Raw genomic sequence first — 25,766 nt, 5'->3', positions numbered from 1 at the left:
GATAGCTCAATGGTAGAGCACACGGCTGTTAACCGTGGTGTTGCAGGTTCGAGCCCCGCTCGGGGAGTTAACAACAATAGTTGTTCAAAACAGAACATGTGGAACTGATTAGGTTTACATGATACAAAAATAATTGGCTCCATGGTCAAGCGGTTAAGACACCGCCCTTTCACGGCGGTAACAGGGGTTCAAATCCCCTTGGAGTCACTCAAGTCTTTCAATTAAGATTTGATGACATATTTATGTATAAGCTAAGGTTTTAGCTTAGATTTATATGCCGACGTGGCTCAATTGGCAGAGCAGCTGACTTGTAATCAGCAGGTTATCGGTTCAAGTCCGATCGTCGGCTTATATTAGCAATAAGTACGTGCTAGTATTTAGAGTTTGGACCTTTAGCTCAGTTGGTTAGAGCAACCGGCTCATAACCGGTCGGTCCTGGGTTCGAGTCCCCGAAGGTCCATTTAGTTATGAAATGAATTTTTATTAAATTGTATTAATGATTTTAGTTTGGCCTAGTGGCTCAGTTGGTTAGAGCGCCGCCCTGTCACGGCGGAGGTCGAGGGTTCGAGTCCCTTCTGGGTCGTCACATAAGTATAGTGTGAAGATATTTAAAACTTGCTTATTATAGACGACAGTTTATAATATCCCATGGGATCATAGCTCAGCTGGGAGAGCACCTGCCTTACAAGCAGGGGGTCACAGGTTCGAGCCCTGTTGGTCCCATCTATGCCGGCGTGGCGGAACTGGCAGACGCACAGGACTTAAAATCCTGCGGGCCTAATCGCCCGTACCGGTTCGATTCCGGTCGCCGGCATATCAATTAAATATTATGTGCGTTTAGCTCAGCTGGATAGAGCGTTTGGCTACGGACCAAAAGGTCGGGGGTTCGAATCCTCTAACGCACGGAACATGAACCTAGATAGTAATATCTAGGTTTTTTTTGACGTTTGTGGACGTTTTGTCAACATGATAGGAAGCTGGACTTAACTATATTTTATATAATGTAGAAACATCCTCTTTGGTAAGTGATATAATTTGTCATATATCGAGCTTAATAATACCGGATATATTTAAGAAACTGAACAATAGGTGCAATGATATATAGAATTTAATAGAAAATTAATTATCGTCTTATTTACCTAATAATTATAGTATGTTAGAATAGTAAATAATTTAACGAGAACACTTTATAATATATAATGTTCTTAGATCAAATGAAGAAGCCTTTATTATATGTAAGAAGGGAGTGAATTTATATGACAAAGGAAGAATTCATCAAAGAATTAAGAGAAAGTCTATATACAGAAATTCCAAGCATAGAAATAGAAAATAATGTCCGTTATTATAATGAATATATAGATAATCAAACAAGTAGCGGTAAGACAATGGATCAGGTGATGGAAGAGTTAGGGGATCCGAGATTAATAGCAAGGACAATAATTGAAACTTCAAAACTAGGTAAGGCTAATTATAACAGTGTACACAATAATACGTATCAAGAGACATATTCAGATACAACTGATGCGTATAGCAATAATGCAGATTATAACCACACTTATACTTTCGACGGAAAAATACCATTACGATACCGTATATTAGGCATTGCTATATTAATATTCTTTGTAATGCTTCTTATATTCTTGGGTAGCATAGCTATTAGATTGTTTATTAGCATTGGTATTCCAATTTTGTTAGTGTATCTATTGGTGAGGTTAATTACTAGAAGGTAAAAGAAATGATTTTATTAGAAATATAGTTTATATTATGTAATATATTCATTTTATATTAAAATGAAACACCGCCGAGGGGGAGCCAAGGCGGTGTTTCGATGAGGGGAGTATAAATAATTAATAAGGGGTTATATAGTGTACTAAAGAGTCCTTTTGAAGGATGAACTCAATTAATACATTCATATTATATAACAATCATTATTAAAAAGCAACAGTTAAAAACGTAAAAAGCCTTGTATTTACTAGGAAAAATATGCTAGATGGAAGCATATATAACTAATATAGTAAGTAAGTGGAAGAGATAAACAAGAGAAAAAGTCACAAATATGTAAGCGCTTACACAATTTGTTCTTTGGCTGAAATAGATTTAATAAAAATGTTAAAAAGATGAATAATTTTATTTTTTTTGAAGATACTAGTACCTGTAGTTAAAATATTTTCTTTTTAGGAGGAACTAAAAATGAACAATTACCAAAACAGCAAAAATTCTTCAAGTAATTCATCAAGCAACTCAAGCAACTACCAAAATACTAGCAGCCAAAATACTAGCAGCCAAAACACAAGCAGTCAAAACAAAGCATCAAATGCTAGTAAAGAAAAAAACTCAACAAAAAATTCTAACAGTCAAAACTACAATAAATAGTATTACTTAAACAGTATTACGTTTCTTGTATATTAGATTTTAGAAGGATGAGCTATCACATATGGTATCTTATAGGTACCGATGTGATAGCTCATTTCTTTTGATACATAGCCAAACAATATGTAATAAAGAAATAAATTTTGACATAGATATGGTCGTAAAACATAGAAATATAGTGAAATTTAATTCACCAAATGACGTTTTATGGAATAAAATATAATAGAATGGTTGGTGATATTATGTGTTTTGAAACAATCTCAGCTAAAGCGCTGAACACTTATATGCAAAGTTCTAGCTATATATTAATTGACTTAAGGGATTATGCAGATTATAGAAGAGGGCATATACCGACAGCCAGAAGCATTCCTTATGATGATTTAATGAATAATATAAATCAATTGGATAAAGGCAAGAAATACATCTTATACTGCGATAGAGGTAGCATGAGCATGCTAATGTCAAAAGAATTATGCACATTAGGATATTCTGTAATAAATATATATGGGGGAATACATGCGTATAGAGGTGTTTTGGAAAGATAATATGGAATGTTTATAATGTAAATAAAAAGATGGAATTTTGTTGACTACGGTTAAAAAGTGATTTAATATTAAGTACTAGGATATACTAAGGAACAGACAAATATATGATTTGGGCTTGCCCATTTTGTCTTTTATGGAATATATGTACTATAGAGCCCCTTGCTTAAAAACGTTAGTGTAGGGGCTTTATCTGTATGTATAAGTTAGAAGGAGATTATAATGAACCGATATGAATTTATTGCGCCGTGTCATTTTGGTATGGAAGCAGTTTTAAAACGAGAAATCATGGACTTAGGGTATGAAATTGTACAAGTTGATGATGGTAGAGTAACATTTGCAGGAGATGAAAGTGCATTTTGTAGAGCTAATATATTCTTAAGAACGGCAGAGCGTGTATTACTAAAGGTAGCTAAGTTTAAGGCAGAAACATTTGATGAATTATTCGAAGGAACAAAGGCAGTTCCTTGGGAGAAATATATACCTGTGGATGGTAAGTTTTGGGTAGCAAAAGCTACATCTATAAAAAGTAAGTTATTTAGTCCATCAGATATTCAATCTATTATGAAGAAGGCAATCGTAGAGCGTCTAAAAGGCGTTTATAAGGTGAATTGGTTCGAAGAAGCAGGGAATTCCTATCCAATCCGTGTTACCTTCTTAAAAGACGAAATAACAATAGGGATTGATACATCAGGGGAATCACTTCATAGAAGAGGATATCGTAAGTTAACAAGTAAGGCACCTATCACAGAAACACTTGCCGCAGCACTTATACTTCTTTCACCTTGGAATAAGGATCGGATCTTAGTTGATCCATTCTGTGGTTGCGGAACGATACCAATCGAAGCTGCACTCATTGGAGCGAATATTGCTCCTGGTATGAATCGTTCCTTTATTGCGGAAGACTGGACGGAGATGATTCCTAAGAAGTGTTGGTATGAAGCAATTGAAGAGGCGAATGACGTAATTAGGCATGACGTAGAGATGAATATCCAAGGCTATGATATTGATGGAGAAATCGTTAAGGCAGCGAGAGAGAATGCACAGATGGCAGAGGTAGATCAATATATACATTTCCAACAAAGAGCGGTTAAAGATTTAAGTAATCCTAAAAAGTATGGTTTTATTATCACAAATCCACCTTATGGTGAGCGTTTGGAAGAGAAGGCGATGATGCCGCCTCTATATAAGGAGATGGGGCAGGCTTTCAAGAATCTTGACACATGGACGGAATACGTAATTACAAGTTTTGAAGATGCAGAAAAATATATAGGTCGTAAGGCAGATAAGAATAGAAAAATCTATAATGGTATGTTAAAGACGTATCTTTATCAATTTATGGGCCCAAGACCACCAAAGAGAAGTAGAGAAGAATAAAGAACTGCAAAATTGGAGGGTAGTGATAATTATGAGTAAAAGAATAATCTTTGCGACAGGCAATGAGGGAAAGATGAAGGAAGTCAGAATGATTTTGGCGGATCTCGGATATGAAATCCTTTCGTTAAAGGACATTGGTTATGATAAGGAAATCATTGAAGATGGCAAAACCTTTGAAGAAAATGCGTTAATTAAAGCAAGAACAATTGCAAATGAGAGAAATGAAATTGTACTGGCAGATGATTCTGGATTAGAGGTTGATTATATGGATAAACAACCAGGCATCTATTCTGCAAGATTCTTAGGGGAAGATACCTCGTATCGTATTAAGAACCAATATATAATTGACCAATTGAAAGATGCAAAACTAGAAGAAAGAACAGCACGATTCGTTTGTGCAATCGCATGTGCATTTCCAGATGGTAAGACGCTTACAACTCGTGGTACGATAGAAGGTTATATTGGATATGAAGAGCGTGGAGAGAACGGATTCGGATATGATCCAATTTTTATGGTGCCTGAATTCAATTGTACAACGTCAGAACTTGACTTAGAACAAAAGAATAAGATTAGTCATAGAGGTAAAGCATTAGAGGCTATGAAAAAGCTAATATCTGCTTAACGAAGTGGAGGCTTATATGAAAGTATTAATCGTTAGTGATTCCCATGGAAGAACTTCTTATTTGGAGTGGGTTATTAATAAAGTGGGACATATTGATGCATTCGTCCACTTAGGAGATTTTGAGGGACAGGAGGAATACATTCGTAGTCTCGTTACTTGTGATACTTATATTGTATCTGGAAACAATGATTATTTTACTGATGTAGAGAGAGAGAAGATCGTTACATTGGGTACTTACCGAGTATTATTAACACATGGACATCGTTATCATGTTAATTATGGTACTGACTATTTGCTTGAGACAGCTCTAGAGAATGGATTTGACATTGTAATGTATGGACATACGCATATACCAAGTGTAGAGTATCGAAGAGAGACATATCTGGTTAATCCAGGTAGTATATCCTTGCCAAGGCAAGATGGACGTACTCCTTCCTATATGATTATGGAAATTGATCGTAGAGGAGAGATATGCTTTAATATCAATTATTGTAAATATAATTAAATTGGTAGCTATTCTGAACGGACGTAAGAAAGAGTCGGTACCGGAATAGCTATTGTTATGTAATTGTAGATTTGATATTTATTTCTATAAAAACTCTCATTGTAGGTAAATGAAAAGTATTATTATTTATTTATGAATGAAGATATTAGAGTTTGGAGAGAATAGTATAAGTAAATTCTTTTGAATTTTAAATCCAATTTCCAGTTGTAAAAGAATGGATTGTTAGTAGGAAAAACATTAAAATCAAGGGTTTGCAGGTTTAGATGTGACCTATAATAGTTACAAATGAATTTTTTATATTGTTTGAAAAAATAATATTTTTGAAAAAATTAAAAAAAATTAAAAAAGGTGTTGACTTTTCTTTTTGCTTATAATATAATAATTCTTGCGTTGAGGCGATACAGTAAAACAACGGATAACAAGTTACAAAATGAAACGAAGTATTTAATGTTTTTAAGTCTTAACTAAATAGAATACGGGGTGTGGCTCAGCTTGGCTAGAGCGCTTGATTTGGGATCAAGAGGTCGCAGGTTCGAATCCTGTCACCCCGACTTATATGCGGGTGTAGTTCAATGGTAGAACACTAGCCTTCCAAGCTAGATACGTGGGTTCGATTCCCATCACCCGCTTTGTATATGAATTAAATATACGAAGTAATACGCGCGAGTGGCTCAGTGGTGGAGTATCGCCTTGCCAAGGCGAGGGTCGCGGGTTCGAATCCCGTCTCGCGCTTACGAAAGAAAATCGCTAATCCTTATAAATCAGGGGTTAGCGATTTTTTGTTGCTTGTAAAACATGTATGCAGGAGGCGTGCAAGGTCATTTTTCGTTGATTCATATTATAATGACCTGTTCTTGTATGAGCGGTTCTGCTCGGTTTATGGTATTTGTTGATATAACAACGGGTAGTTTCAATATCCTCATGCCCCTGATACTGTACTTTTTTATTAATGATAAGATTTCTGTATTTTACAATGTATTGTCCATGATGAGTATGGTATAATATGGTTATGATTTATAAAGTGTAACAGTAAATGTGTATATTTTGTATTTTTGAAAAAAGAGCAGACACGGTCAAGCGCTTGCTTATTATTTTTGGTATGCTTTTTACGAGGGGGGTTATATGCATGCATGGGAAGCTATACAGAAAACGCTGAACCACATTGAGGAACGAATCGGCGAAGAAATTAAAATAGAAGAGTTGGCGGAAATCTCCGCACTTTCTTTGTTTTATTATCAGCGATTATTCACGCGGCTAGTCAAAAAACCGGTGCGGGAATACATTAAGCTGCGCAGGTTAGCTAGAGCCTGCGATGCGCTTCGTGATAAACAAAACCGTATTCTTGATGTTGCGATGGAATATGGATTCGGTAGCCATGAAACATTTACTCGGGCATTTAAGGATGCTTACGCTATTACCCCGGCGCAATACCGGGACAAGCCTGTCGTCTTAAACAATTTTGATAAGCCTAATTTATTGTTGAGCTATGTTATGGTCGATGAGGGGGTTCCACTAATTAGCGAAGGATTGGTGCTGGAATATAACCGCAAAATTCTTGACGAGCCAATAAACTTTCTCGGAGTACAAGATTTTTGGCAATTCAAGAGGGGTAAAATGCTAGGTGAAAGAACCGAAGTATCCGAACCTTCCACTATTTGGAAGAGGTTTCTCGACGTCCGTAAAGATATTCCGTGCACACCTGGTGGCCGCTGGATTAGTGTTTCATATCATGGTGATGCACCGGAGGGTTTTTCCACTTATTTTGCTGGCGCGGAGGTAGAATCGGACACGGAGGATTTTCGCTTTGCAAGCTGGCAACTGCCTGTAAGGGAATATATCGTTTGTAAGTTTGAGGCGGAAGATTTTAAGCAGTTATCGGCTTCTTTAGGTAAGATGATGAAATTTACACGATTTTGGCTCAAGAAGCATGGTTTGATTGCGGACAGTTTTTTTCCGGAGATTTATTATCAGAATTCGTACGAGATGGCGTACATGGAAATGTGGTTACCATTCAAAAAAAGAGAAAAATAATATTTTAGGAGGAAATGAAAATGAGTAGGTATGAAGAAGGATTAAAATTAATAGAAGTGACGTGTGGCAATAACAAAGACAATATGATTTCCCTCGCAACCATCGCGATGGAACTGAATGCTGACGGAAAACCTCGACCTTATGCACGTGATGTGGATGCTTATTATGAGGACGGTGTGTTCTATATTGTTACTTACGCAAAAACAACTAAAATGCAACAAGTTGAGCAAAACCCCGAAGTTGCGTTTACAGTTTGCGGGGGATGGATCTCTGGTAATGGAATAGGTGAAAATCTCGGCTGGGTTTTAGACCCGAAAAACGCCGAATTAAGGACAAAATTACGTGAGGTTTTTGCTGCATGGTACGACTATGCGAACAATGAAAATGACGAGAATTGCTGTATTTTAGCAATCCGCATCACCAAATGCACGGTAGTGAAAGATCACGGCGCTGATCGTTATTATATGGATTTTGTGAATAAAGTAGAGATGAAAGAGGGATCTATTTTATAAAACATAAAAATTTTCTAACATGTTACCTAATTGTTTTATGAACATACATTTCAGATTTTAATACATATAAATAACTGGTGCGAAATTAAGGTTTAAATCCCGCACAAGCAAACTAATTTCGTCAGAAGTTCTTATTTATAAGACTTCTGGCTTTTTTTGCTTTTCTATGTTTTTGAGTACCCTTGATCATTTCGCTTCCGTTCATCTTTGAATACCATTTGTAATAGCATTTGTTGTCTACTCCATCCCCTGATTATTTGTATATTTGGATTTATATATGTTATTTGATATGATATTATTTATTGTATTAGTAAATAAACAAGTATGTGGGGGGGCTTATGCAGATAGTATATGATACAAGAAAAGACTTACCATGTGAAGAATTACATGAATTGTTTATGGCAGTAGGGTGGTCTGATGGAACAGTAACTCCGCTCATGCTGGAGAAGTTTAATGTACCTTTTATAAATTCAACAATCGTCATTTCTGCTTGGGCGGAAGAGAAATTGGTTGGATGCGTTAGGGTACTTAGTGACAGGATGTTTAGATCTATAATATATGATTTAGCGGTTATGCCAGAGTTTCAGAATCAGGGGATTGGAAAAGAGTTGTTGAGAAGATGTAGGGATGTTTTTCCTGATTCAGAGTGGTTGGTCGAAACTAAAACAGCGACAGGATTTTATGAAAAGATAGGATTTGAGCCCAATAAAGATGTCTTTTTAAGTATTCCTTGTAAATGGTTTTAACGATAGCTCTAGATATAATTATTTTGAACTGGAGGTGAAATAGGGCTGAGATAAAACAATTTCAAGATGCTTATTGAGCACAATATCACAGAAGATTTGACATCTTACTAATCCTTAAGGGTTGGCGATTTTTAGTTGCATAAAAATGTGTGTAGGAGGTAAACTTTCGTGTTTGACTTTTTACATACAGATAAGTATAATTAAGGAAATTTATTATATAAATGTTAAAAGTTGTGAAGCTACATACATTTTGTTCCGGTTATAGGTTATGATGAAGAGAATTTTATATTGCAGAATCTCTTGAGGCGCTTAATCATACGAGAAGGCCAGAGCGATTATATGAGAAATGTGGATTTGCTAAAGAGGCACAACAAGAAGATATAATTCTTATGAGAAAAGTACTATGAATTAGGAGGAATATTATGCATTTGTTTAATGCAAGTTCATTAGTTAATGAAGATGGAATAAAAGAGCTATTAAGTACCTGGAATAAACCAGGAGAATTAAGAAATAAATTAATTGAAGCAAAGAAAATGCTTTTGAAAGTATACAATTTTAGAGCATATAATATACCAGAGGATTTTACGACTACTTCTTATGTAATCGCAGCGAATCATCTAACGGATTCTGATGGTCCGCTTATAATAAGTTTTTACTATGAACTTATGCATGAAGTTAAAGATACATATCCGGAGTTATTTGTATTTGCTAAAAAAAACTGTTTTAATGGTGTTTCCATACCGAAAGAATTAGCACCGATATTAGAGTTCGAAAAAGTTTGTTCGGTTGATCGGGAAAGTTCTGAAGGATCTATGACGGCTTTAAAAGATGCTGTAAAGTGGTTTGAGGAGGGGGAAAAACCAAAGCACTTTTTGATTTTCCCTCAAGGAACAATCTATGACATAAACAAAGATAGTTCAGAGGATATTGAGCGAGGAGCGTTCTGGTTAGCAAAATTACTTGGGATTCCCGTTTTACCAGCTTTTATTGAGCAAGCGGTGGAAGGAGACGAGAATCGTTTGGTGTTTGGAAAACCAATTGTAATACCAAAAGGATGCCGAGATTTTGATGAACATAAAAGATTATGGTTAGAAAGTGTAATTGAAGCGCAGAATGAATTAGGAATTCTTACAGGGACTCCAGCAAGAGAAGTCGTGCTTGATGAAGAACATCAAACGAGAAAAAGATTTAAACCAAAATAATAACGGGGTAAACTGAGATGATGGAATTTAATAAAGAAAAAATGATAGGTCAAGGTAATACTGCAGAGATATATAAGATAGACGATAAGAAAGTATTAAAGTTATTCAGAACTGGACTTCCGAAAGATGTCGTGGAAAGAGAATATCAAAATGGGATTATCGTGCAGAATATATTGGATTGTGTTCCAAAAGTATATGAAATGGTTGAGATGGACGGCAGACATGGAATTGTTTATGAAGAAATTAAGGGAACAGATCTGCTGAAAACGATGCTTGTTTCATTTGGGAAAATTAATCATTATGCAAAGAAATTAGCCCATTATCATCTGGATATACAAAAACCTGTTAATGATACATTGAATAGTGTAAAAGATAAATTAGAAGAAGATTTGAATCGGGTTGATGTGCTTCCAGAAGAATATAAAAAAATTATACGAAACTATTTAAAAGAATTACCAGAGGGTAATACGCTATGCCATTTGGATTTTCATCCAGGGAATATAATGATAGCAGGTAATAAGGCAGTTTTTTTGGATTGGATGACGGCTTGTAGAGGAGATGCATGTGCGGATGTTGCGCGTACATGTATTATGCTAAAGTATGGTGGAGTTGAACATGCACCTTGGATTATGAAAAAGTTAATATCGATTACTCAGCATCGTATATACAAGGTATACATAAAAGAATATCTTATGATTTCCAATAGAAGAATAGAGGATATTAACAGATGGGAATTGCCAGTTGCAGCTGCAAGATTAAGCGAATGGATTCCAGAAGATGAAAAGCGGATATTAGTTCAATTGGTAAAAGAACGGTGTGATGAATTTGAAAAAAGAGCGAGAACCTTACAGTAAGAGGTAACTCGCTTTTTCTTATGTAGTTGTTGAGGAAAGGCGAAGGCCGTAGATATTGGCTAAAACAGCACGTCGTAATGATGAGTGTTGTTTGGAGGCTTTATACATGTTTATCTTCTTTGGGAAGAGTTTCATATATTCCTATTTTATTTCCAATAAGCTCATGGTATAATCAGTAGGTGTAACGTTAAACTAAATACTTTTAGGAGGAATGTATATGGGAGTTAAGCTAGGAAAAAGAAGTCTACTAAGGAAAGCTAGTGGAAGTAAGAGGGGATTGATCCATAGTCTATTGGTTAAGATGTTAATAGCGTTTTTCATACCAGTTATCTTAATTATCATACTTGGTAGAATATGCTATAACTATGCGTCAGATACTATAATAAAGGATTATAAAGAGAATTCCGCTAATACAGTAAAGGCAATTAGTATGTATATGGATCTTTCCATGGATATGGTTTTATCAAAGACACAAGAATTGAGTAATGACTCCGATGTTGTATCTTATCTAACGAAGGGACAATTAATGGAGAAATCAAAATACTCACTTCTCTACCGAAATATTATGTCAGACTTGGTAGCAATGAAAAGCAATAATCCTAATATATTAGACTTGCATATAATTGCGGAAGGAACTACTGCAAAATCAGAGGCCAATTCCTCCAATTCTAATGTTAGTGGTACTTCTAAAACTATTTACGAGACCTATCAAATCAAACCACTTTCAACCAAGGGGGAATTATCAGTTAATATATATCAGGATTTGATGAATAGCGGGGAGGGAACAGCTTGGAGTAATGCCAAAAATCCCAACCAATGGTACGGATATCATAGGTTTTTAGATGAGCAGTTAGAAACGAATAATTTGGACTATGCATTAACACTGGTTCGCAGACTTAGCAAAGGAAAAGGCTTTATTATTGCGGATATGAAGTTAACTACCCTATATGAAATATTGGATAATATGAAATTAGGGACAGGAGCAATCGTTGGAGTAGTAACTAATGATGGAAGAGAGATTTATGCTTCTAATCAAGACGAGAAAACTACGAATATATTCAGTTCAATATCATATTCTCAAGAAGTTAATACAGGTACGAAGACTGATGGCTATGAAGAAATAGAGTATCAGAATAACAGTTACCTTTTTGTATATTCACAAGTAGGAGATTCTGGGGTAATGATCTGTAGCTTGATACCTAAGAGTACTGTGTTAGCAAGAGTAGCAGATATAAAGAAAGCGACGGTATTGGTAGTTATTATTGCATGTGTAGTAGCATTAATTATAGGACTGGGAATGTCATTTGGAATCTCTAAGGATATATCAAGTAAGAAAAAATTACTCTCGGAAGTTGCCATGGGAGATATGACAGTTATATTCAAAACCAAGAGAAAAGATGAATTAGGGCTTTTATCCAAGAGTCTCAATGAGATGACAGGAAAAGTACGGAAATTAATAGGGGGTATATTCCATGTTAGCAATGATGTAGCAGGTATCTCAGAATTGGTTATGATAAATTCAAATAATATGTTAGAAGCAACACAAAATATCTTTTACTCTATTGATGGAATTAGGCAAGGAACCTCTAAGCAGGCGGAAGATGCACAAAATTGTACCTATCAAATGAACGTGTTATCAGACAAAATTGAAGAAGTTACAATGCATGCAAAGGGGACTGAAAAAATTGCTTCCGATACAAAAGGTGTTGTATCTGAGGGAATTATATTAGTAGATGATTTAAGCGACAAAACCAATCATATTACTGATATGACACATACAATTGTAGATGATATTGTTAAATTAAAACAACAATCTGCAAGCATATATAATATCATTGATGTTATTAATGAAATATCAGAACAGACCAATCTGCTATCATTGAATGCATCGATTGAGGCAGCCAGAGCTGGTAAAGAAGGCAGAGGGTTTATGGTAGTTGCTGGTGAGATAGGTAAATTAGCAGATCAGTCAATACATGCAGCAAGCAATATAAGGGATATTATTAAAAAGATTGAAGAGCAGACAAATAATACAGTTAAATCTGCACAAAAAACAGAAAAAATGGTAGAATCGCAGAAGTTAGCATTAGAAGAAACCGTACATGTATTTCATTCCATTAACCAGAAGGTTATAAAACTTACAGATCAAATTGATTTAATTGCCATTGGTGTGGATAATATGGCTGGATCTAAGAATGATACATTAAGTGCAATAGGAAGTATTGCAGCGATTTCTGAGGAAACAGCAGCAACCACGGAGCAAATTAGTGAGACAGGACTAGTTCAAATCAATTTTGCACATGAACTAACAGATATTACACAAAAGTTAAATGAAACGGTAATCGCTTTAAAAGCCAATTTGGATAGTTTTAGTATATAGTTATACAATAGCAACATAAAATAATAAAAAAATAGCCACTTGACAAACATATTTGCTAGTGTTATTATAAGTTTAACGTTAAACCAACTGTAAAACTAGAACAAAGTAAGAGGTTTAATTAGTTTATATTAACTAGATAATAATACCTTACTAGATATATTTTAACAGAGTTTTAACGTTAAATCTAAACAGATTTTGAAGGGAGAAGTTTATGAGAAAAAGCAAAAAGTTACTTAGTATGGTACTTGTAGCTACGATGGCAGCAAACTTAATGGTAGGTTGCCAAAAGACTGACAAACAAGATGGGAAGAAAAACAACACTAATGCAACATCAACAGAAGCCAGTGATAATTCAACAACAGATACTGTGAAAGAAGATGAACCAAAGGCTGAACCAGTATCAGTTACACTTGGTATCTGGCCTGAAGATACACTTACAGAAGATATCAAAGTGTATGAGGGATACGTAGAAGCTTTGAAGGCAACAAACCCTAATGTTACTTATAAGCCAGCCTATTATAAGTATGCAGCAGATACATTTATGCCAATGGTACAATCAGGAAATACTCCTACTATTTTTGAAACATGGTTTACTGAACCACAAAAATTAATTAAAGCAGGTGCTGTTGCTGATATTACTGATGAATTACAGGCACGTGGTTGGTTAGATAAGATGAATCCAGCGATTAAAGATATCCTTTCAGATGAAAATGGAAGAGTTTATGGAGTTCCTAGAGATGGATATGCACTTGGTATGATGTTAAATGTAGAATTATTCGAAGAAGCAGGTCTTGTAGATGCAGATGGTTATCCAATTTATCCAAAAACTTGGGCAGAACTTGCTGAAACTGCAAAGACAATCAAAGATAAAACAGGCTCCGCAGGACTTTGTTTACTTGCAAAAGATGGAGCGGGTGGATGGCACTTCTCTAATATAGCATGGGCATTTGGAGCAACTTTAAGTATAGCAAACGATGATGGTACATATAAAGCAAATTTAAATTCCCCAGAAGCAATTAAAGCAATGGAATATGTTAAATCATTAAAATGGGATTATGATGTATTAACAGCAGATCCTACGAATGAAGATTGGGGTACAGGATTTACTCAAATTGGAACAGGAAATGCAGCTATGTACATTGGAGCAAACGATGCAGTTGCTCAACCAACTCAAGTAAATGGTTTACCAGTTGATAAATTGGCTATGTGTCCAATTCCAGCAGGTGATGGCGGTCAATTCTCATTATATGGTGGAACACCATATATGTTCTCTAAAGATGCAACTTCAGAAGAAATCAATGCAGCTTTAGATTTCTTAGAAGTAATGGGTAGAGCTCCAGAAGTTAATGACAATGTTATTGCAGGCTTGAAAGCAGATGCTCAAAACAGAGTTAACAATGGTGTACCTGTAATTCAACCTTTCCCAAGTTGGACAAATCAAGATTATATTGATGCACAACTTGCAGTAGTAAAAGAGTTCCAGAATGTAGATCCTAAGATGTTCCAATCATATTTTGATGCTACTTCTTCAGAAGGATTACGAGTAGAAGAACCAGGATTAACTCAAGAAATGTATGGCGAATTAACGAATGTATTACAAGCTGTGCTTACAGATAAGAATGCTGATGTAAAGGCTCTTATGGATACTGCTAATAAAAATTATCAGTCTATGTTAGATGCAGCACAATAATATTAAGTATAATGTAGTGATATAATAATTTGTGTGACTGCCATGAATGAAGACGATAAATTCTAAGTGGCAGTCACATTCATGATTTAATCAATAGAACATTCCGTATCGATATAAAGAAAGGATTCAAAAGCGTCAAGGAGGTGTCTGGCAGTGAAGGATAAAATAAAATGGAAAAAGCGTGATACGATAGGTTGGTTAGTGATGGTGCCTACACTTATCTTGTTTGCTTTCTTTGTGTGGGAACCACTTATAGAGAATATCAGACTTTCACTTCATAGTGCAGTTGGATATGAAATAAAAGAATTTGTTGGATTTGAAAATTATATAAAGGTACTAAATAATCCTACGTTTATTAAAGCATTTAAAAACACATTTTCCTATACATTATGGTCTTTAGCAATTGGGTTTATAGTACCTATTATTTTAGGTATATTAATATCAGAAACAGTACATTTAAAAGGGTTTTTTAGAACAGGTATCTATTTCCCTAATATTGTTCCAGGGTTGGCAACAGTATGGATATGGAGCTACTTTTTTATCCCAGGTAAGACAGGAGTGTTAAACATAATGCTCTCTAAGATAGGAATTGATGCACAGGCGTGGCTTACAAACCCTAAGTGGACAATTCCTCTAATTATTCTAACGATGACATGGAAGGGAGCTGGAGCAACAGCATTGATATATATGGCTAATATTAGTGGCATTAGTCCTGATTTATATGAAGCAGCTACAGTGGATGGAGCCGGTATATGGAAGAGAATCCGTCATATTACAATACCAAGCATAGCTGGAATTGGAAAGACAATGATGATACTTCAAATTATTTCAGTATTTCAGATTATGTATGAACCTATGGTAATGACCAATGGAGGACCAAATGGTGCAAGTGTATCTTTAATGATGTTAATGTATCAGTATGCGTTCAGAGACTTTAATTTTCCAGCGGCAGCAGCATTATCGGTTATGATATGTATCATATTGGTAATCTTAAGTGGATTATATATGAAACTTACCAAATCATCTGAGGAATAGGAGGTGGTGTAATATGAGTAAAAGAGATCTAGGTAAAAAACATAATAAGTTTTTCGGAAAGTATGAAGATAAAAAAGATGGTGTGATTAGAGGATTTGATGTTCATTCCACTAAAGTTAAGATTCTGTGTATTATAATTATGATTCTTTGTCTAAGTTTTGTGGTTGTTAGTGTATTCCCAATTCTGTGGGTATTCTTAGCCAGTTTCAAAGATATCAAGGAATTTACAAGAGAAGTATCTATAATTCCAAAAAGTTTTGATTTGTCAAAACTACAGGAGAGCTGGAATGCTTTAAAATTCCAAAGGTATTATATTAACTCCTTTATCAGTGTAGGAGGTAGCGTAATCTGTGCAGTAATCTTCAACGGCCTATTGGCTTATGGATTTGCTGTATTACGTCCGAAGGGATACAAGATTGCCTATGGTCTAGTTATGTGGAGCTTGTTAATACCAGCAACTACTAGTATTGTTGCAGTATTTCGAAATATCAACCTAGTTGGTTTGAATGGTACATTTGTACCACTGTGGTTAGCATTTGGTGCCAATGCATTCTATGTAGTAATTTTCAAAGAATTCTTTCAAGAGATACCAAAAGAAATTTTGGAGGCAGCCAAACTCGATGGAGCAGGTGTCTTGAAAGTATTTAGTACTATCATGATACCATTATCCAAACCAATTATTATGGTAGTAGTTATCTTTGCAATTACGGCGGCTTGGTCAGATTTCTTATTACCATACCTTGTACTGAATGGTTCAGGTAAGGAAACAGTAATGGTTAAGCTATTCTCGTTTAAAGATACGCCAACAGATGCGGTCAGTGTATTACGTGCAACGTTATTTGCGATTATACCACCTACCGTATTATTCGCATTATTTCAAAAACAAATTACAGATGGAGCAACAGCAGGTGCAGTAAAAGGATAAGAGAGGCTAGTATGGGAAAAATAGCAGACAAATATTTCAGGGTAGATCCATGGAAGATTGTAGAAGATGGATTTGACAAAAACTACAGTAAAGTAGCAGAATCGGTATACTCATTAGGAAATGAGTATATGGGAATTCGTGGATATTTTGAAGAAGGATATTCAGGAGATACGCTTTTAGGAAGTTATTTTAATGGCGTATATGAGAATGAGAAATTAGAAGGATCTTCTTACAAGGGGATTGTTGATCAGACAGATTTCATGGTGAATTCTGTAGATTGGATATATACAAGAATCTTAGTAGATGGAGAATATTTAGATCTCAATCAATCTAAGATACGTAATTACCAAAGGATTCTTGATATGAGAACTGGAATTCTTACAAGAAATCTGGTATGGATTACCCAGAGTGGAAAAGAGATTGAGATAAAGTTTGAACGATTTTTATCAATGGTTAATGCTCATATTGGAGTGCAGAAAATCACAATCAAAGCACTTAACTTTAGTGGAAAACTAGAAGTAGAGTCAGGAATGGATTTTTCTATTATCCATCAATCAAGACAAAGAAATTTCTGGGATTGTAAAAAGGTGGTAGATAAGGAAGAGTATCTAGCATTGCGAGGAACTACACTTCAATCAAAACATCAAGTGTATTCGGGAGCACGTTTTATTCCATCGGCTAATCAAGTTGAAACTCTACATAACGAGACGGTAGATTCGAAGGTTTTAACCAATACATTTGTATATGAGTTACAGCAAAATGAGACAGTAAGTCTTACTAAAATTGTAGATAACGTTGTGTATCGTGCTGAAACGGATGGAGAAGAGAGTGAATTCCAAAGAGAATGTAAGGATGTGGAGAATTACCTTCAAACGCTTACTTACGAGAAGTTATATGAGGAAAGCGCAAGTTGGTGGGAGCAGGTATGGAAGAACTCTGATATTAGAATCGATGGAGATGAAGAGAATCAACAAGGAATCAGGTTCTGTATCTTCCAGATGTTCCAGACCTATCATGGGGCTAGAATGGGAAACAACATTGGAGCAAAAGGATTAACAGGAGAAGCGTATAACGGCAATGCATTCTGGGATACGGAGACCTATTGTTTACCGTTCTTCTTGTTCAATAATCTACAAGCTGCGAAGAATCTCTTGTTGTATCGATACGTAACATTACCAGAAGCAAGGCAAAGGGCTATGGATTTGGATTGTAAGGGAGCCTTCTATCCGGTAGCAACAATTAGTGGAAGAGAATGTTGTAATTTGTGGCAGCATGCAAGCCTTCAATTACAGGCATCAACTGCAGTAGCATATGGAATTTGGTTGTATGATAAGATAACGGCAGATAAAGATTTTCTGTATGAGAACGGAATTGAAATGCTTGTGGAAGTGTGTAGAATGTTAGCAACAAGAGGAAGTTGGTCAGCAGACCAAACTCGTTATGGCTTTTATAGTGTTATGGGCCCTGATGAATTCCAGATGATGGTTAATCATAATTGTTATACCAACTATATGGCGAAATTCACGTTATCATATACCATAACAGTATTAGAGCAGTTTAAGGAAATCCACGAAGAACAGTATAGTAAAGTAAGAGAAAATCTACAAGTTACAGATGATGAATTGTCTGAGTGGAACAAGATGTGGAAATGTATGTACCTTCCGAAAGATGAAATGACAAGAATCTATGAACAACATGAAGGATTTTTTAATTTGCCTCATGTAGATGTAGATACAATACCAATTGAGGATTTTCCGCTGTATGATCACTGGTCATATGACAGGATCTATCGAAACGATATGATTAAGCAACCAGATGTTTTGATGTTTATGTTATTGTTTAACAATAACTTCACAGAGGAAGAATTAAAGGCAAATTATGAGTTCTATGAACCAAAATGTATTCATGAAAGTTCCTTATCGCCTTCCGTTCATTCCATATTAGCATCTCAATTGAAAAAACATGAGGAAGCTTATGAGCTCTTTCAATTTGCAACAAGAATGGACTTAGATAATTACAATCGTAATAGTGGGCAAGGCTTACATACAACATCAATCTCAGCAGCTTGGATGAACATTGTATATGGTTTTGGAGGTATGCGATCAGATGGAGAGCATCTAGAGTTAAATCCTTCTATACCAAAAGAGTGGCAAGGATATTCATTCCATATTACGTATAAACAACAAGTAATTTCAGTTGAAGTTGGAAAAGAGAGAATTCAGTTGTACACATTAGAAGATATACCAGTAACAATATGTGTTTACGGTAATATCTATGAAATTAACCAAAAAGCAACAGAAATCACAATTCCAGTAGAATGGAGAGGATAGCTTATGATTGCCGATTTGAAGAATTGGACCATCAAAGAAAGTGGCTTTTCAGAAGATAAAGTTACAAGCAATGGGAATAAATTCTTATGTGGTAATGGGTATCTTGGTATAAGAGGTACCCTAGAGGAATTTGATAAGGAGTATCTGCCATCTATTAACTTAGCAGGAATATACGATCAGGTTGGTAATGGGTGGAGAGAGCCTCTTAACGCACCCAATGGCTTATATACTAGAATAAAAATAGATGGAGTTTATTATGACTTGCCAAAGAATGAACCAGTAAATCATGAACAAGAAGTAAACTATCGTCACGGGATCGTCACCAGAATTACAAGGTGGGAAACGAGGCGAGGGAATATTACGGTTACTTGTGAAAGGTTTGCCCATTATGATAAGGTGCATCTTATCTGTATGAGGTATAGTATTCTTGCGGATTTCCATGCAGATGTTGAGATTCTAACTGGAATTGATGGAGATGTATGGGATATTCACGGCCCTCATTATGATCAATTGCTTTTTGAGGAAGAAGATATATTTACCGCCACAGGAATTACCCATGAGAATAAAGATCGGGTTGCTGTAGCAGAGGAGATATCTGTTAATCATCCATATGAGAGAAAACGTAAGAAAGAAGGACGTAAATTGCTACATCGGATTTGCCTTATAACAGAGGCAAATAAAAAGATAGATTTAGATAAGATGGTAGCGATATATACCAGTAAAGATTGCAAAGAGCCAGAAGAGGCAGCGAAAAAAGAAGTAAGAGAAGCTTTACAAAGAGGATATGAGGTTTGTAAGTCGACTCACATGAATATCTGGGAAGAGCATTGGAAAACAGCAGAGATATATATCGAGGGTGATCCAGAAGCCATGGAAGCACTGAATTACTCGTTATATCATCTACAATGTATCGCTCCAAGGCATAGTGATAGTTTATCAATTGCAGCAAGAGGGTTATCTGGACAGACATACAAGGGGGCAGTGTTTTGGGATACAGAAATGTTTATGCTAGATTACTTCTTATATACACAGCCAGAAGTAGCTAAAACTTTATTACGTTATCGCATTGATACTCTTGAGGGAGCAAAAAAGAAGGCTGAAAGTTATGGATATGAAGGTGCCTTTTATGCATGGGAAAGTCAAGAAGGTGGTTACGATGCATGTAGTGATTACAATGTCACGGATGTGTTTACTAAGCGCCCAATGCGAACACATTTTAAAGATAAGCAGATACATATATCTGCTGCCATTGTTTACGGAATTATGCGTTATGTTAAGATTACAGGAGATCAACGTTTCCTTGAACAGGGGGGAATTGAAACCATATTAGAATGTGCTAAGTTTTACGACTTCTTATTAGTAAAGAAAGTCCATTCTGATCAATATGAGTTACACGATGTAATTGGACCAGACGAATATCATGAACGAGTAAACAATAATGGTTATACCAATAGAATGGCGAAGTTCACCTTTGAAACCGCAGCAAAATTGTTAGATGATCTAATGAAATTCTCGAAAGAGACAATTGAGAAGATAGAAGACAATTATGATGTAGAACGTTGTAAGATGGATTATAGAGAAGCTGCAGAACGAATCTTTATACCTAAGCCAGATGAGAATGGAGTATTAGAACAATTTGATGGATATGGAAAGTTAGAAGATGCGTCTGTGGAAGAAGTTAAAGGAAGACTTCTTCATGAAAAAGAATACTGGGGTGGTGCATATGGTGTTGCCTCACAAACAAAAGTTATTAAACAGGCCGATGTAGTAACTTGGCTGACTATGTTTTCGGAGGATTTCTCGGAAGAAGTAATGTTAAAGAATTGGAGATACTATGAACCGCGTACAGAGCATGGTTCTTCGTTAAGCGCATGTATGTATGCGCTGCTGGCTTGCCGCTGTGGAATGCCACAGAAAGCATATTCTTTCTTCATGAAATCAGCAAGTGCAGATTTGCTTCCAGGAGGTAAAGAATGGGCAGGGTTAGTATATATAGGAGGTACGCACCCGGCAGCGGCTGGGGGAGCATATATGACAGCAATACAAGGATTTGGTGGAGTATATGTCGAGGATGGAGAGCTAAAAGTAAAACCTCAGCTTCCTGAACAATGGAAAAAACTGAGGTTTACGATCAAATATCAAAATCAATTATATGAAATAATAGAAACAAAGGATAGTGCAGTAATAAATCCATTATAAGGTGCGAACGCTGTTTCGCTCAACCAGATGTATGGGCAAGACGATTTCCGTTTGTGAAAGAGTCTTGCCTTCTAATTTTTGTACCATAAAATCCACGGCGACACTTCCTTTAAGATGCATATCCTGATGAATGGTAGTTAGCGTTGGTGTAATGAGTTGACAGATATTCAAGTCGTCAAATCCAATAATAGAGATATCTTCTGGAACGCGAATACCATTAGCACGTAGCCCTCTAATAATACCGGCTGCCATAATATCTGCAGAGGTAACTATGGCGGTAACTTCAGGATATTGTATAAGCTCATTACTAAGTTCTTGGCAAGAAGCAAGATCCATTTCATATTGAAAAACAATGGATTTATTGAAGGGAATTCCACCTTCTGTAAGAGCTGCTTTATAACCTAGGAACCGCTCCTGTAATACGCCACCGTCTTTAATAGAAGGTGAGGCAAAAGCAATGTGCTTATGGCCGTGTTTAATCAGATATTGGGTTGCTTGATAACTGCCCTTGAAATCCTCCAAGCCAACATTACAAAAGTTTGGATGATGAACATAACTGTCTATAAAGATAATTGGAAGATCAAGAGTAGTAAGGGCATCAAAAAAATTATCACGAAACATACCTGTGATAAAAAGCCCATCTACATTCCAGGTTTGTAAAAAGGCAAGCAACTCGTCACTGGTTTCAACAGTACGAACCATAAGATAATACCCATGTTCACGTAATACGGACTCAATGATGCCAACAAAAGTGGCTTGAAAAGGGTCGTCCATAAAATTAAGCTCTTTATCTGTAACGATATGATTAATAAGAGCAATTACCTTGGAGGAACTTGAAACGAGTGCTCTTGCAGACATGTTTGGAATATAGCCAAGTGTTTTAATGGCTTCATTAATTTTGTTCTCCGTTTCGGGAGAAACACGTGTAGATCGTCCATGAATTACATTGGAAACTGTTGTGCAACTAACGCCTGTGTATGCAGCGATATCTTTAATGGTTGCCATATTAAGAACCCCAACCTTTCACTAGTTTTGTGTTAAACCTATTTAATACAATAGCATGTAATTGGTGAATTTACAACATAACTTTAGTGTTGATAAGAATTTAGGATGAAAGAATCTGAGTGGAAGGAAAGAATGCAAACATAACACTTTCATCCCTTTTGTTTGCGCCTCAATAGAGAACGTTAGAATTTCTGCTAGAGGCAAGGTGAAAACAATGATTAAAGGAATTATTTTTGATTTAGATGGAGTTTTAGTATCCACAGATGAATTACATTATCAAGCTTGGAAGAGATTAGCGCAGGAGTTAGGAATCAAGGATTTTACAAAAGAAGATAATGAGAAACAACGAGGAGTTAGCCGAATGGAATCTTTAGAAATTGTATTAAATAAAGGGGATAAGGTTTATTCCTTGGAAGAAAAGGAGGAGTTAGCAGAGAAAAAGAATGCTTATTATGTGGATTTACTAGAGACGTTGGATAATAATGCGGTACTATGTGGAGTAGTTAAAACGATTCGTTATTTAAAACAATTAGGAATGTTAATCGGTATCGGATCAGTAAGTAAGAACACCCCAGCCATCTTACAAAAAACGGAATTAGATCAGTACATAGATAAGGTTAGCTGTGGACTAGACATTACGAATTCAAAACCAGATCCAGAAGTATTCTTAGTTGCAGCAGGAAAACTTGGATTAGAACCTGAGAACTGTTTAGTGGTAGAGGATTCTGCAGCAGGAATTGTAGCAGCAAAAGCAGCAGGAATGAAGTCATTAGGGGTAGGACCATATTATCAGAGTCTTAGTGCAACGTATGAGGCAACAGGGCTTGATACGGATATTCCATGGGAAACTATTTTACAAAATTAACTGTTTGATGATGGACATTAATTTTTTAAGATTTATTTAATAAGGATTCGGTTATCCAAAGTTTTAATGAAAGTTATTAATTATGGGGAAAGGAAAACTATCGTATCTGTGTGATAGTGGGCGTATGTATGATAAAGAAAGCAAATAAGATAGAGAATCTAATGATTATTATATTAAGTATTGCAATTCTTATCAGTATTAGTGTTATTGGTTATAGTAAAGTAAAAGAAAATAAACAAGACACCACAAAAGGAAAACTTGTATTGTATGAGGGACCAAAATCCTTAAAGGATGCAACAAAGGAGGATTTGGTCGCAACATCAGAGCAGGAACGAGATTTGACCCTAAAACATTGCGTGGATACCTTAATTACAGTTGATGGTGAAGACTGCTATGTGTACGATACGAATGTAAATCATACGAGAAAATGGGTAAGTAATTATTTGCCTCCAATCTCTCGAACACCAATTACTTATTTTGATTTTGAAGGTAGAGCAGATATTGTTATCACAGTGCTTGAAAGGGAGATTGAGAATGTTCAGATAAGCCCTCTAAGTTATGGAATTAAGCCTAAGATAAACAAGAAGGATCATACGGTATCATTTTCCATAACAACACCAGATACCTATACCATTCAATTTAATAATTCTCCAGAACGCGCGGTGCATATCTTTGCTAACGCAATTGAGCAAGATATACCAGATTTTAACGATGAGAATGTAGTATATGTTGGACCAGGGGAATGGGATATTGAATCTATATCTTTAGAAAGTGGCCAAACGTTATATATTGCAGGCGGGGCAGTCGTTCATGGAACAATTAATGCAAATTTTGTAAAAGATGTAAAGGTATGCGGTAGAGGAATCATTGATGGTTCAAAATATGAGGGCTGGAAAGGAGCGACAGCATATATACCTCTAAAATTTGACCATAGTAGCAATATTGTAGTTAAAGATGTTATCGTGCTGAATGCCAATGCGTGGGTTTGCCAGGCATTTGATTCAGAGAATGGTGTAATTGATGGTGTGAAGATTATCTCTCCAAGGCCAAATGGAGACGGAATTACGTTACAGTCTTGTAAGAATTTTGAGGTGAAAAACAGTTTTGTTCGTAGTTGGGATGATTCACTTGTGGTGAAGAATTACAGTGGGAATTCAGAAAAGATAACATTTTCTAATATGCAGTTATGGACGGATTTAGCACAATCTATGGAAGTTGGATATGAGACAAACAAAGGAAATAAAGAGAATGCGTCCATAAATGGTGTCACTTTCGAAAATATCTGCGTATTGAATAACTTTCATAAACCCGTAATATCAGTGCATAATGCGGATGATGCCATTGTGTCTAATATAACGTTCCGTAATATAACCGTAGAAAATGCACAGATGGGAAGTGGAGATGGCGATATAATGCCATATCTGATAGATTTAGACATTACACAAAGTTCCAACTGGTCAACAACAAGAGAGAGAGGACAAATCAAAGATATCCTAATTGAGAATGTAAATGTGTTATCTGGTAAGAATGCACCTTCCCGTATTAAGGGTTTTGATGAGACACATATCGTGGATGGCGTAACAATTAATAATCTTGTAATTTTAGGAAGCAAAATTAAAGATTTCTCAGAAGGCAATTTTGAAATTGACGGTTTATCTACCAATAATCTAACGATTGAATAAGAAGAGAGAGCATAGTGTGAAAGATAAATCTTTCACACGGCGATTTGGTGCCCAAAGTCAACAAGTTGACTTGCACAAAGTCGCCAGACTTTTGAAAGGTCATGGTGATTAATATGAATAAGAGAAGATTTGTGGTTATTATTTTGGCTGTAATCTTGGTGGGGTTAATTGGATATGGAGTTAGTCAGAAAAAGAAACCAAGTAAACTAATTGCTGAAATTACGAAAGTTGAAGCTCCTGATCAGACACAGAGTGAAGAAAACCCAGCATTTATAAAAGAAGAATATGTATCAGTTTTACCAGAAGGAACGAATATTGCACCAGAAGGAAAGATTGATGCCAATGGATTTAATCAAACATTTACTCCACGTAAAGCAGTTGATGGAATGACCGGAGCTGCCTCTTACTGGGAGGGAAGTCCTGATGCATATCCTAATGAATTATCAGTAACGTTCAAAGAGGATAAAACGATTCATGCCATTCGTGTTGCAATCAATCCAGATAGTGTTTGGGGAAAAAGAACGCAAACTTTTTCTGTTAAGGTAACATATGATGGTGAAGTATATGAAACCTTCCTTGATGAAAAGGCATATGAGTTTGATCCTACCACTGGGAATGAAATTATTCTTGAATTTGATGATATGCAAGTAAGAGGGGTAATGCTTAGTGTTACCTCAAACACCGGAGCTACTGGTGGGCAGGTAGCAGAATTTGAGATTTATAGTAGATAGAAGATAATACAAAAAGATGTAGGAAGAGCCTCTACGTGGTTACTTCCTACATCTTTTTATATAGTAATAGAATGAGAATCGTTGTGTTGGAGTATCCGCTTTATTACAATTAAATTAGAAAAATCAATAGAGATTGACTGAAATTGGTATATTTAGTATGATA

The 25,766-nt window shown here is 35.8% G+C and carries 21 protein-coding genes and 10 tRNA genes; 30 read left to right on the top strand and 1 reads right to left on the bottom strand.

Going from position 1 to position 25,766, the window contains the following annotated elements; all coding sequences use genetic code 11:
* Positions 1 to 135: 135 nt before the first annotated feature.
* The 27 genes from BUB90_RS08255 to BUB90_RS08130 all read left to right on the top strand — a co-directional run bounded on the left by BUB90_RS08255 (position 136) and on the right by BUB90_RS08130 (position 21,320).
* Positions 136 to 207 (top strand) — tRNA-Glu (locus BUB90_RS08255).
* A gap of 69 nt (positions 208 to 276) precedes the next feature.
* Positions 277 to 349: transfer RNA gene (locus tag BUB90_RS08250), tRNA-Thr, on the top strand.
* A gap of 37 nt (positions 350 to 386) precedes the next feature.
* Positions 387 to 460: transfer RNA gene (locus BUB90_RS08245), tRNA-Ile, on the top strand.
* A 49-nt stretch (positions 461 to 509) separates the two neighbouring features.
* Positions 510 to 583, top strand: a tRNA-Asp gene (locus tag BUB90_RS08240).
* Between the two features lie 67 nt (positions 584 to 650).
* Positions 651 to 723 (top strand) — tRNA-Val (locus BUB90_RS08235).
* Positions 724 to 728: 5 nt separating this feature from the next.
* Positions 729 to 814: transfer RNA gene (locus tag BUB90_RS08230), tRNA-Leu, on the top strand.
* Positions 815 to 831: 17 nt separating this feature from the next.
* Positions 832 to 905 (top strand) — tRNA-Arg (locus BUB90_RS08225).
* 351 nt (positions 906 to 1,256) lie between these two features.
* Complete coding sequence (locus BUB90_RS08220) at positions 1,257 to 1,730, top strand: DUF1700 domain-containing protein (protein ID WP_073285818.1); 474 nt, start codon at positions 1,257 to 1,259, stop codon at positions 1,728 to 1,730.
* Positions 1,731 to 2,190: 460 nt separating this feature from the next.
* On the top strand, positions 2,191 to 2,373 hold the full coding sequence (locus BUB90_RS23240) for a hypothetical protein (protein ID WP_139241722.1): 183 nt from the start codon (positions 2,191 to 2,193) through the stop codon (positions 2,371 to 2,373).
* A gap of 239 nt (positions 2,374 to 2,612) precedes the next feature.
* Positions 2,613 to 2,915, top strand: coding sequence for a rhodanese-like domain-containing protein (locus tag BUB90_RS08215; RefSeq protein ID WP_170865461.1), 303 nt, complete (start codon positions 2,613 to 2,615; stop codon positions 2,913 to 2,915).
* Positions 2,916 to 3,134: 219 nt separating this feature from the next.
* Positions 3,135 to 4,289: a THUMP domain-containing class I SAM-dependent RNA methyltransferase gene (locus BUB90_RS08210; RefSeq protein WP_073285812.1), complete on the top strand. Its 1,155-nt coding sequence runs from the start codon at positions 3,135 to 3,137 to the stop codon at positions 4,287 to 4,289.
* Positions 4,290 to 4,320: 31 nt separating this feature from the next.
* The gene (locus BUB90_RS08205; protein WP_073285809.1) at positions 4,321 to 4,911 is read left to right on the top strand and encodes an XTP/dITP diphosphatase; all 591 of its coding nucleotides are present in this window, start codon (positions 4,321 to 4,323) and stop codon (positions 4,909 to 4,911) included.
* A gap of 16 nt (positions 4,912 to 4,927) precedes the next feature.
* Entirely contained in the window at positions 4,928 to 5,416 is a 489-nt protein-coding gene (locus tag BUB90_RS08200; protein ID WP_073285806.1) for a metallophosphoesterase family protein, read from the top strand.
* A 476-nt stretch (positions 5,417 to 5,892) separates the two neighbouring features.
* Positions 5,893 to 5,967: transfer RNA gene (locus BUB90_RS08195), tRNA-Pro, on the top strand.
* 7 nt (positions 5,968 to 5,974) lie between these two features.
* Positions 5,975 to 6,045, top strand: a tRNA-Gly gene (locus tag BUB90_RS08190).
* A gap of 31 nt (positions 6,046 to 6,076) precedes the next feature.
* A tRNA-Gly gene (locus tag BUB90_RS08185) sits at positions 6,077 to 6,148 on the top strand.
* A 390-nt stretch (positions 6,149 to 6,538) separates the two neighbouring features.
* The gene (locus BUB90_RS08180) at positions 6,539 to 7,447 is read left to right on the top strand and encodes an AraC family transcriptional regulator (RefSeq protein ID WP_073285803.1); all 909 of its coding nucleotides are present in this window, start codon (positions 6,539 to 6,541) and stop codon (positions 7,445 to 7,447) included.
* A 20-nt stretch (positions 7,448 to 7,467) separates the two neighbouring features.
* A complete protein-coding gene (locus BUB90_RS08175) occupies positions 7,468 to 7,959 on the top strand; it encodes a pyridoxamine 5'-phosphate oxidase family protein (RefSeq protein WP_073285800.1) in 492 nt (163 codons plus the stop codon).
* A 338-nt stretch (positions 7,960 to 8,297) separates the two neighbouring features.
* Complete coding sequence (locus tag BUB90_RS08170) at positions 8,298 to 8,705, top strand: GNAT family N-acetyltransferase (protein WP_073285797.1); 408 nt, start codon at positions 8,298 to 8,300, stop codon at positions 8,703 to 8,705.
* Between the two features lie 422 nt (positions 8,706 to 9,127).
* Positions 9,128 to 9,907: a lysophospholipid acyltransferase family protein gene (locus tag BUB90_RS08165; RefSeq protein WP_073285794.1), complete on the top strand. Its 780-nt coding sequence runs from the start codon at positions 9,128 to 9,130 to the stop codon at positions 9,905 to 9,907.
* A 17-nt stretch (positions 9,908 to 9,924) separates the two neighbouring features.
* The gene (locus BUB90_RS08160) at positions 9,925 to 10,761 is read left to right on the top strand and encodes a phosphotransferase family protein (RefSeq protein WP_073285791.1); all 837 of its coding nucleotides are present in this window, start codon (positions 9,925 to 9,927) and stop codon (positions 10,759 to 10,761) included.
* A gap of 217 nt (positions 10,762 to 10,978) precedes the next feature.
* A complete protein-coding gene (locus BUB90_RS08155) occupies positions 10,979 to 13,141 on the top strand; it encodes a methyl-accepting chemotaxis protein (RefSeq protein WP_073285788.1) in 2,163 nt (720 codons plus the stop codon).
* A gap of 211 nt (positions 13,142 to 13,352) precedes the next feature.
* Positions 13,353 to 14,831: an ABC transporter substrate-binding protein gene (locus BUB90_RS08150; RefSeq protein WP_073285785.1), complete on the top strand. Its 1,479-nt coding sequence runs from the start codon at positions 13,353 to 13,355 to the stop codon at positions 14,829 to 14,831.
* Between the two features lie 153 nt (positions 14,832 to 14,984).
* Positions 14,985 to 15,866: a carbohydrate ABC transporter permease gene (locus BUB90_RS08145; RefSeq protein ID WP_073285782.1), complete on the top strand. Its 882-nt coding sequence runs from the start codon at positions 14,985 to 14,987 to the stop codon at positions 15,864 to 15,866.
* Between the two features lie 13 nt (positions 15,867 to 15,879).
* Positions 15,880 to 16,791: a carbohydrate ABC transporter permease gene (locus BUB90_RS08140; protein WP_073285778.1), complete on the top strand. Its 912-nt coding sequence runs from the start codon at positions 15,880 to 15,882 to the stop codon at positions 16,789 to 16,791.
* A gap of 11 nt (positions 16,792 to 16,802) precedes the next feature.
* The gene (locus BUB90_RS08135) at positions 16,803 to 19,121 is read left to right on the top strand and encodes a glycoside hydrolase family 65 protein (RefSeq protein WP_073285774.1); all 2,319 of its coding nucleotides are present in this window, start codon (positions 16,803 to 16,805) and stop codon (positions 19,119 to 19,121) included.
* Positions 19,122 to 19,124: 3 nt separating this feature from the next.
* On the top strand, positions 19,125 to 21,320 hold the full coding sequence (locus BUB90_RS08130; protein WP_073285771.1) for a glycosyl hydrolase family 65 protein: 2,196 nt from the start codon (positions 19,125 to 19,127) through the stop codon (positions 21,318 to 21,320).
* Here the strand turns inward: BUB90_RS08130 and BUB90_RS08125 are convergent.
* Entirely contained in the window at positions 21,315 to 22,325 is a 1,011-nt protein-coding gene (locus BUB90_RS08125; protein WP_073285768.1) for a LacI family DNA-binding transcriptional regulator, read from the bottom strand. The two genes, BUB90_RS08130 and BUB90_RS08125, sit on opposite strands and share 6 nt — an antisense overlap.
* Before the next feature lie 214 nt (positions 22,326 to 22,539).
* On the opposite strand from BUB90_RS08125, the gene pgmB reads away from it, so the two are divergent.
* From pgmB to BUB90_RS08110, 3 genes are all read left to right on the top strand, one after another.
* Positions 22,540 to 23,190, top strand: a complete 651-nt coding sequence (gene pgmB / locus BUB90_RS08120) for a beta-phosphoglucomutase (RefSeq protein WP_073285763.1) — start codon at positions 22,540 to 22,542, stop codon at positions 23,188 to 23,190.
* 128 nt (positions 23,191 to 23,318) lie between these two features.
* Complete coding sequence (locus BUB90_RS08115) at positions 23,319 to 24,872, top strand: glycosyl hydrolase family 28 protein (protein WP_073285759.1); 1,554 nt, start codon at positions 23,319 to 23,321, stop codon at positions 24,870 to 24,872.
* A gap of 113 nt (positions 24,873 to 24,985) precedes the next feature.
* Positions 24,986 to 25,603 (top strand): discoidin domain-containing protein, encoded by a 618-nt coding sequence (locus BUB90_RS08110; protein WP_073285753.1) that lies wholly within the window; start codon positions 24,986 to 24,988, stop codon positions 25,601 to 25,603.
* Positions 25,604 to 25,766 lie beyond the last annotated feature (163 nt).

This window comes from Anaerosporobacter mobilis DSM 15930 (assembly GCF_900142955.1).
GTDB lineage: Bacteria > Bacillota > Clostridia > Lachnospirales > Lachnospiraceae > Anaerosporobacter > Anaerosporobacter mobilis.
The sequence above is the reverse complement of the archived record's forward strand: the minus strand, read 5'-3'. Positions and strand labels throughout refer to the sequence as shown.

Excerpts from the sequence above, each read along its gene's own strand:
- BUB90_RS08200 (WP_073285806.1), top strand. The coding sequence starts at position 4,928 with ATGAAAGTATTAATCGTTAGTGATTCCCATGGAAGAACTTCTTATTTG.
- BUB90_RS08110 (WP_073285753.1), top strand. The coding sequence starts at position 24,986 with ATGAATAAGAGAAGATTTGTGGTTATTATTTTGGCTGTAATCTTGGTG.
- pgmB (WP_073285763.1), top strand. The coding sequence starts at position 22,540 with ATGATTAAAGGAATTATTTTTGATTTAGATGGAGTTTTAGTATCCACA.
- BUB90_RS23240 (WP_139241722.1), top strand. The coding sequence starts at position 2,191 with ATGAACAATTACCAAAACAGCAAAAATTCTTCAAGTAATTCATCAAGC.
- BUB90_RS08155 (WP_073285788.1), top strand. The coding sequence starts at position 10,979 with ATGGGAGTTAAGCTAGGAAAAAGAAGTCTACTAAGGAAAGCTAGTGGA.
- BUB90_RS08125 (WP_073285768.1), bottom strand. The coding sequence starts at position 22,325 with ATGGCAACCATTAAAGATATCGCTGCATACACAGGCGTTAGTTGCACA.
- BUB90_RS08215 (WP_170865461.1), top strand. The coding sequence starts at position 2,613 with ATGTGTTTTGAAACAATCTCAGCTAAAGCGCTGAACACTTATATGCAA.
- BUB90_RS08170 (WP_073285797.1), top strand. The coding sequence starts at position 8,298 with ATGCAGATAGTATATGATACAAGAAAAGACTTACCATGTGAAGAATTA.
- BUB90_RS08180 (WP_073285803.1), top strand. The coding sequence starts at position 6,539 with ATGCATGCATGGGAAGCTATACAGAAAACGCTGAACCACATTGAGGAA.
- BUB90_RS08160 (WP_073285791.1), top strand. The coding sequence starts at position 9,925 with ATGATGGAATTTAATAAAGAAAAAATGATAGGTCAAGGTAATACTGCA.
- BUB90_RS08135 (WP_073285774.1), top strand. The coding sequence starts at position 16,803 with ATGGGAAAAATAGCAGACAAATATTTCAGGGTAGATCCATGGAAGATT.
- BUB90_RS08175 (WP_073285800.1), top strand. The coding sequence starts at position 7,468 with ATGAGTAGGTATGAAGAAGGATTAAAATTAATAGAAGTGACGTGTGGC.
- BUB90_RS08140 (WP_073285778.1), top strand. The coding sequence starts at position 15,880 with ATGAGTAAAAGAGATCTAGGTAAAAAACATAATAAGTTTTTCGGAAAG.
- BUB90_RS08210 (WP_073285812.1), top strand. The coding sequence starts at position 3,135 with ATGAACCGATATGAATTTATTGCGCCGTGTCATTTTGGTATGGAAGCA.
- BUB90_RS08150 (WP_073285785.1), top strand. The coding sequence starts at position 13,353 with ATGAGAAAAAGCAAAAAGTTACTTAGTATGGTACTTGTAGCTACGATG.
- BUB90_RS08130 (WP_073285771.1), top strand. The coding sequence starts at position 19,125 with ATGATTGCCGATTTGAAGAATTGGACCATCAAAGAAAGTGGCTTTTCA.
- BUB90_RS08165 (WP_073285794.1), top strand. The coding sequence starts at position 9,128 with ATGCATTTGTTTAATGCAAGTTCATTAGTTAATGAAGATGGAATAAAA.
- BUB90_RS08115 (WP_073285759.1), top strand. The coding sequence starts at position 23,319 with ATGATAAAGAAAGCAAATAAGATAGAGAATCTAATGATTATTATATTA.
- BUB90_RS08220 (WP_073285818.1), top strand. The coding sequence starts at position 1,257 with ATGACAAAGGAAGAATTCATCAAAGAATTAAGAGAAAGTCTATATACA.
- BUB90_RS08205 (WP_073285809.1), top strand. The coding sequence starts at position 4,321 with ATGAGTAAAAGAATAATCTTTGCGACAGGCAATGAGGGAAAGATGAAG.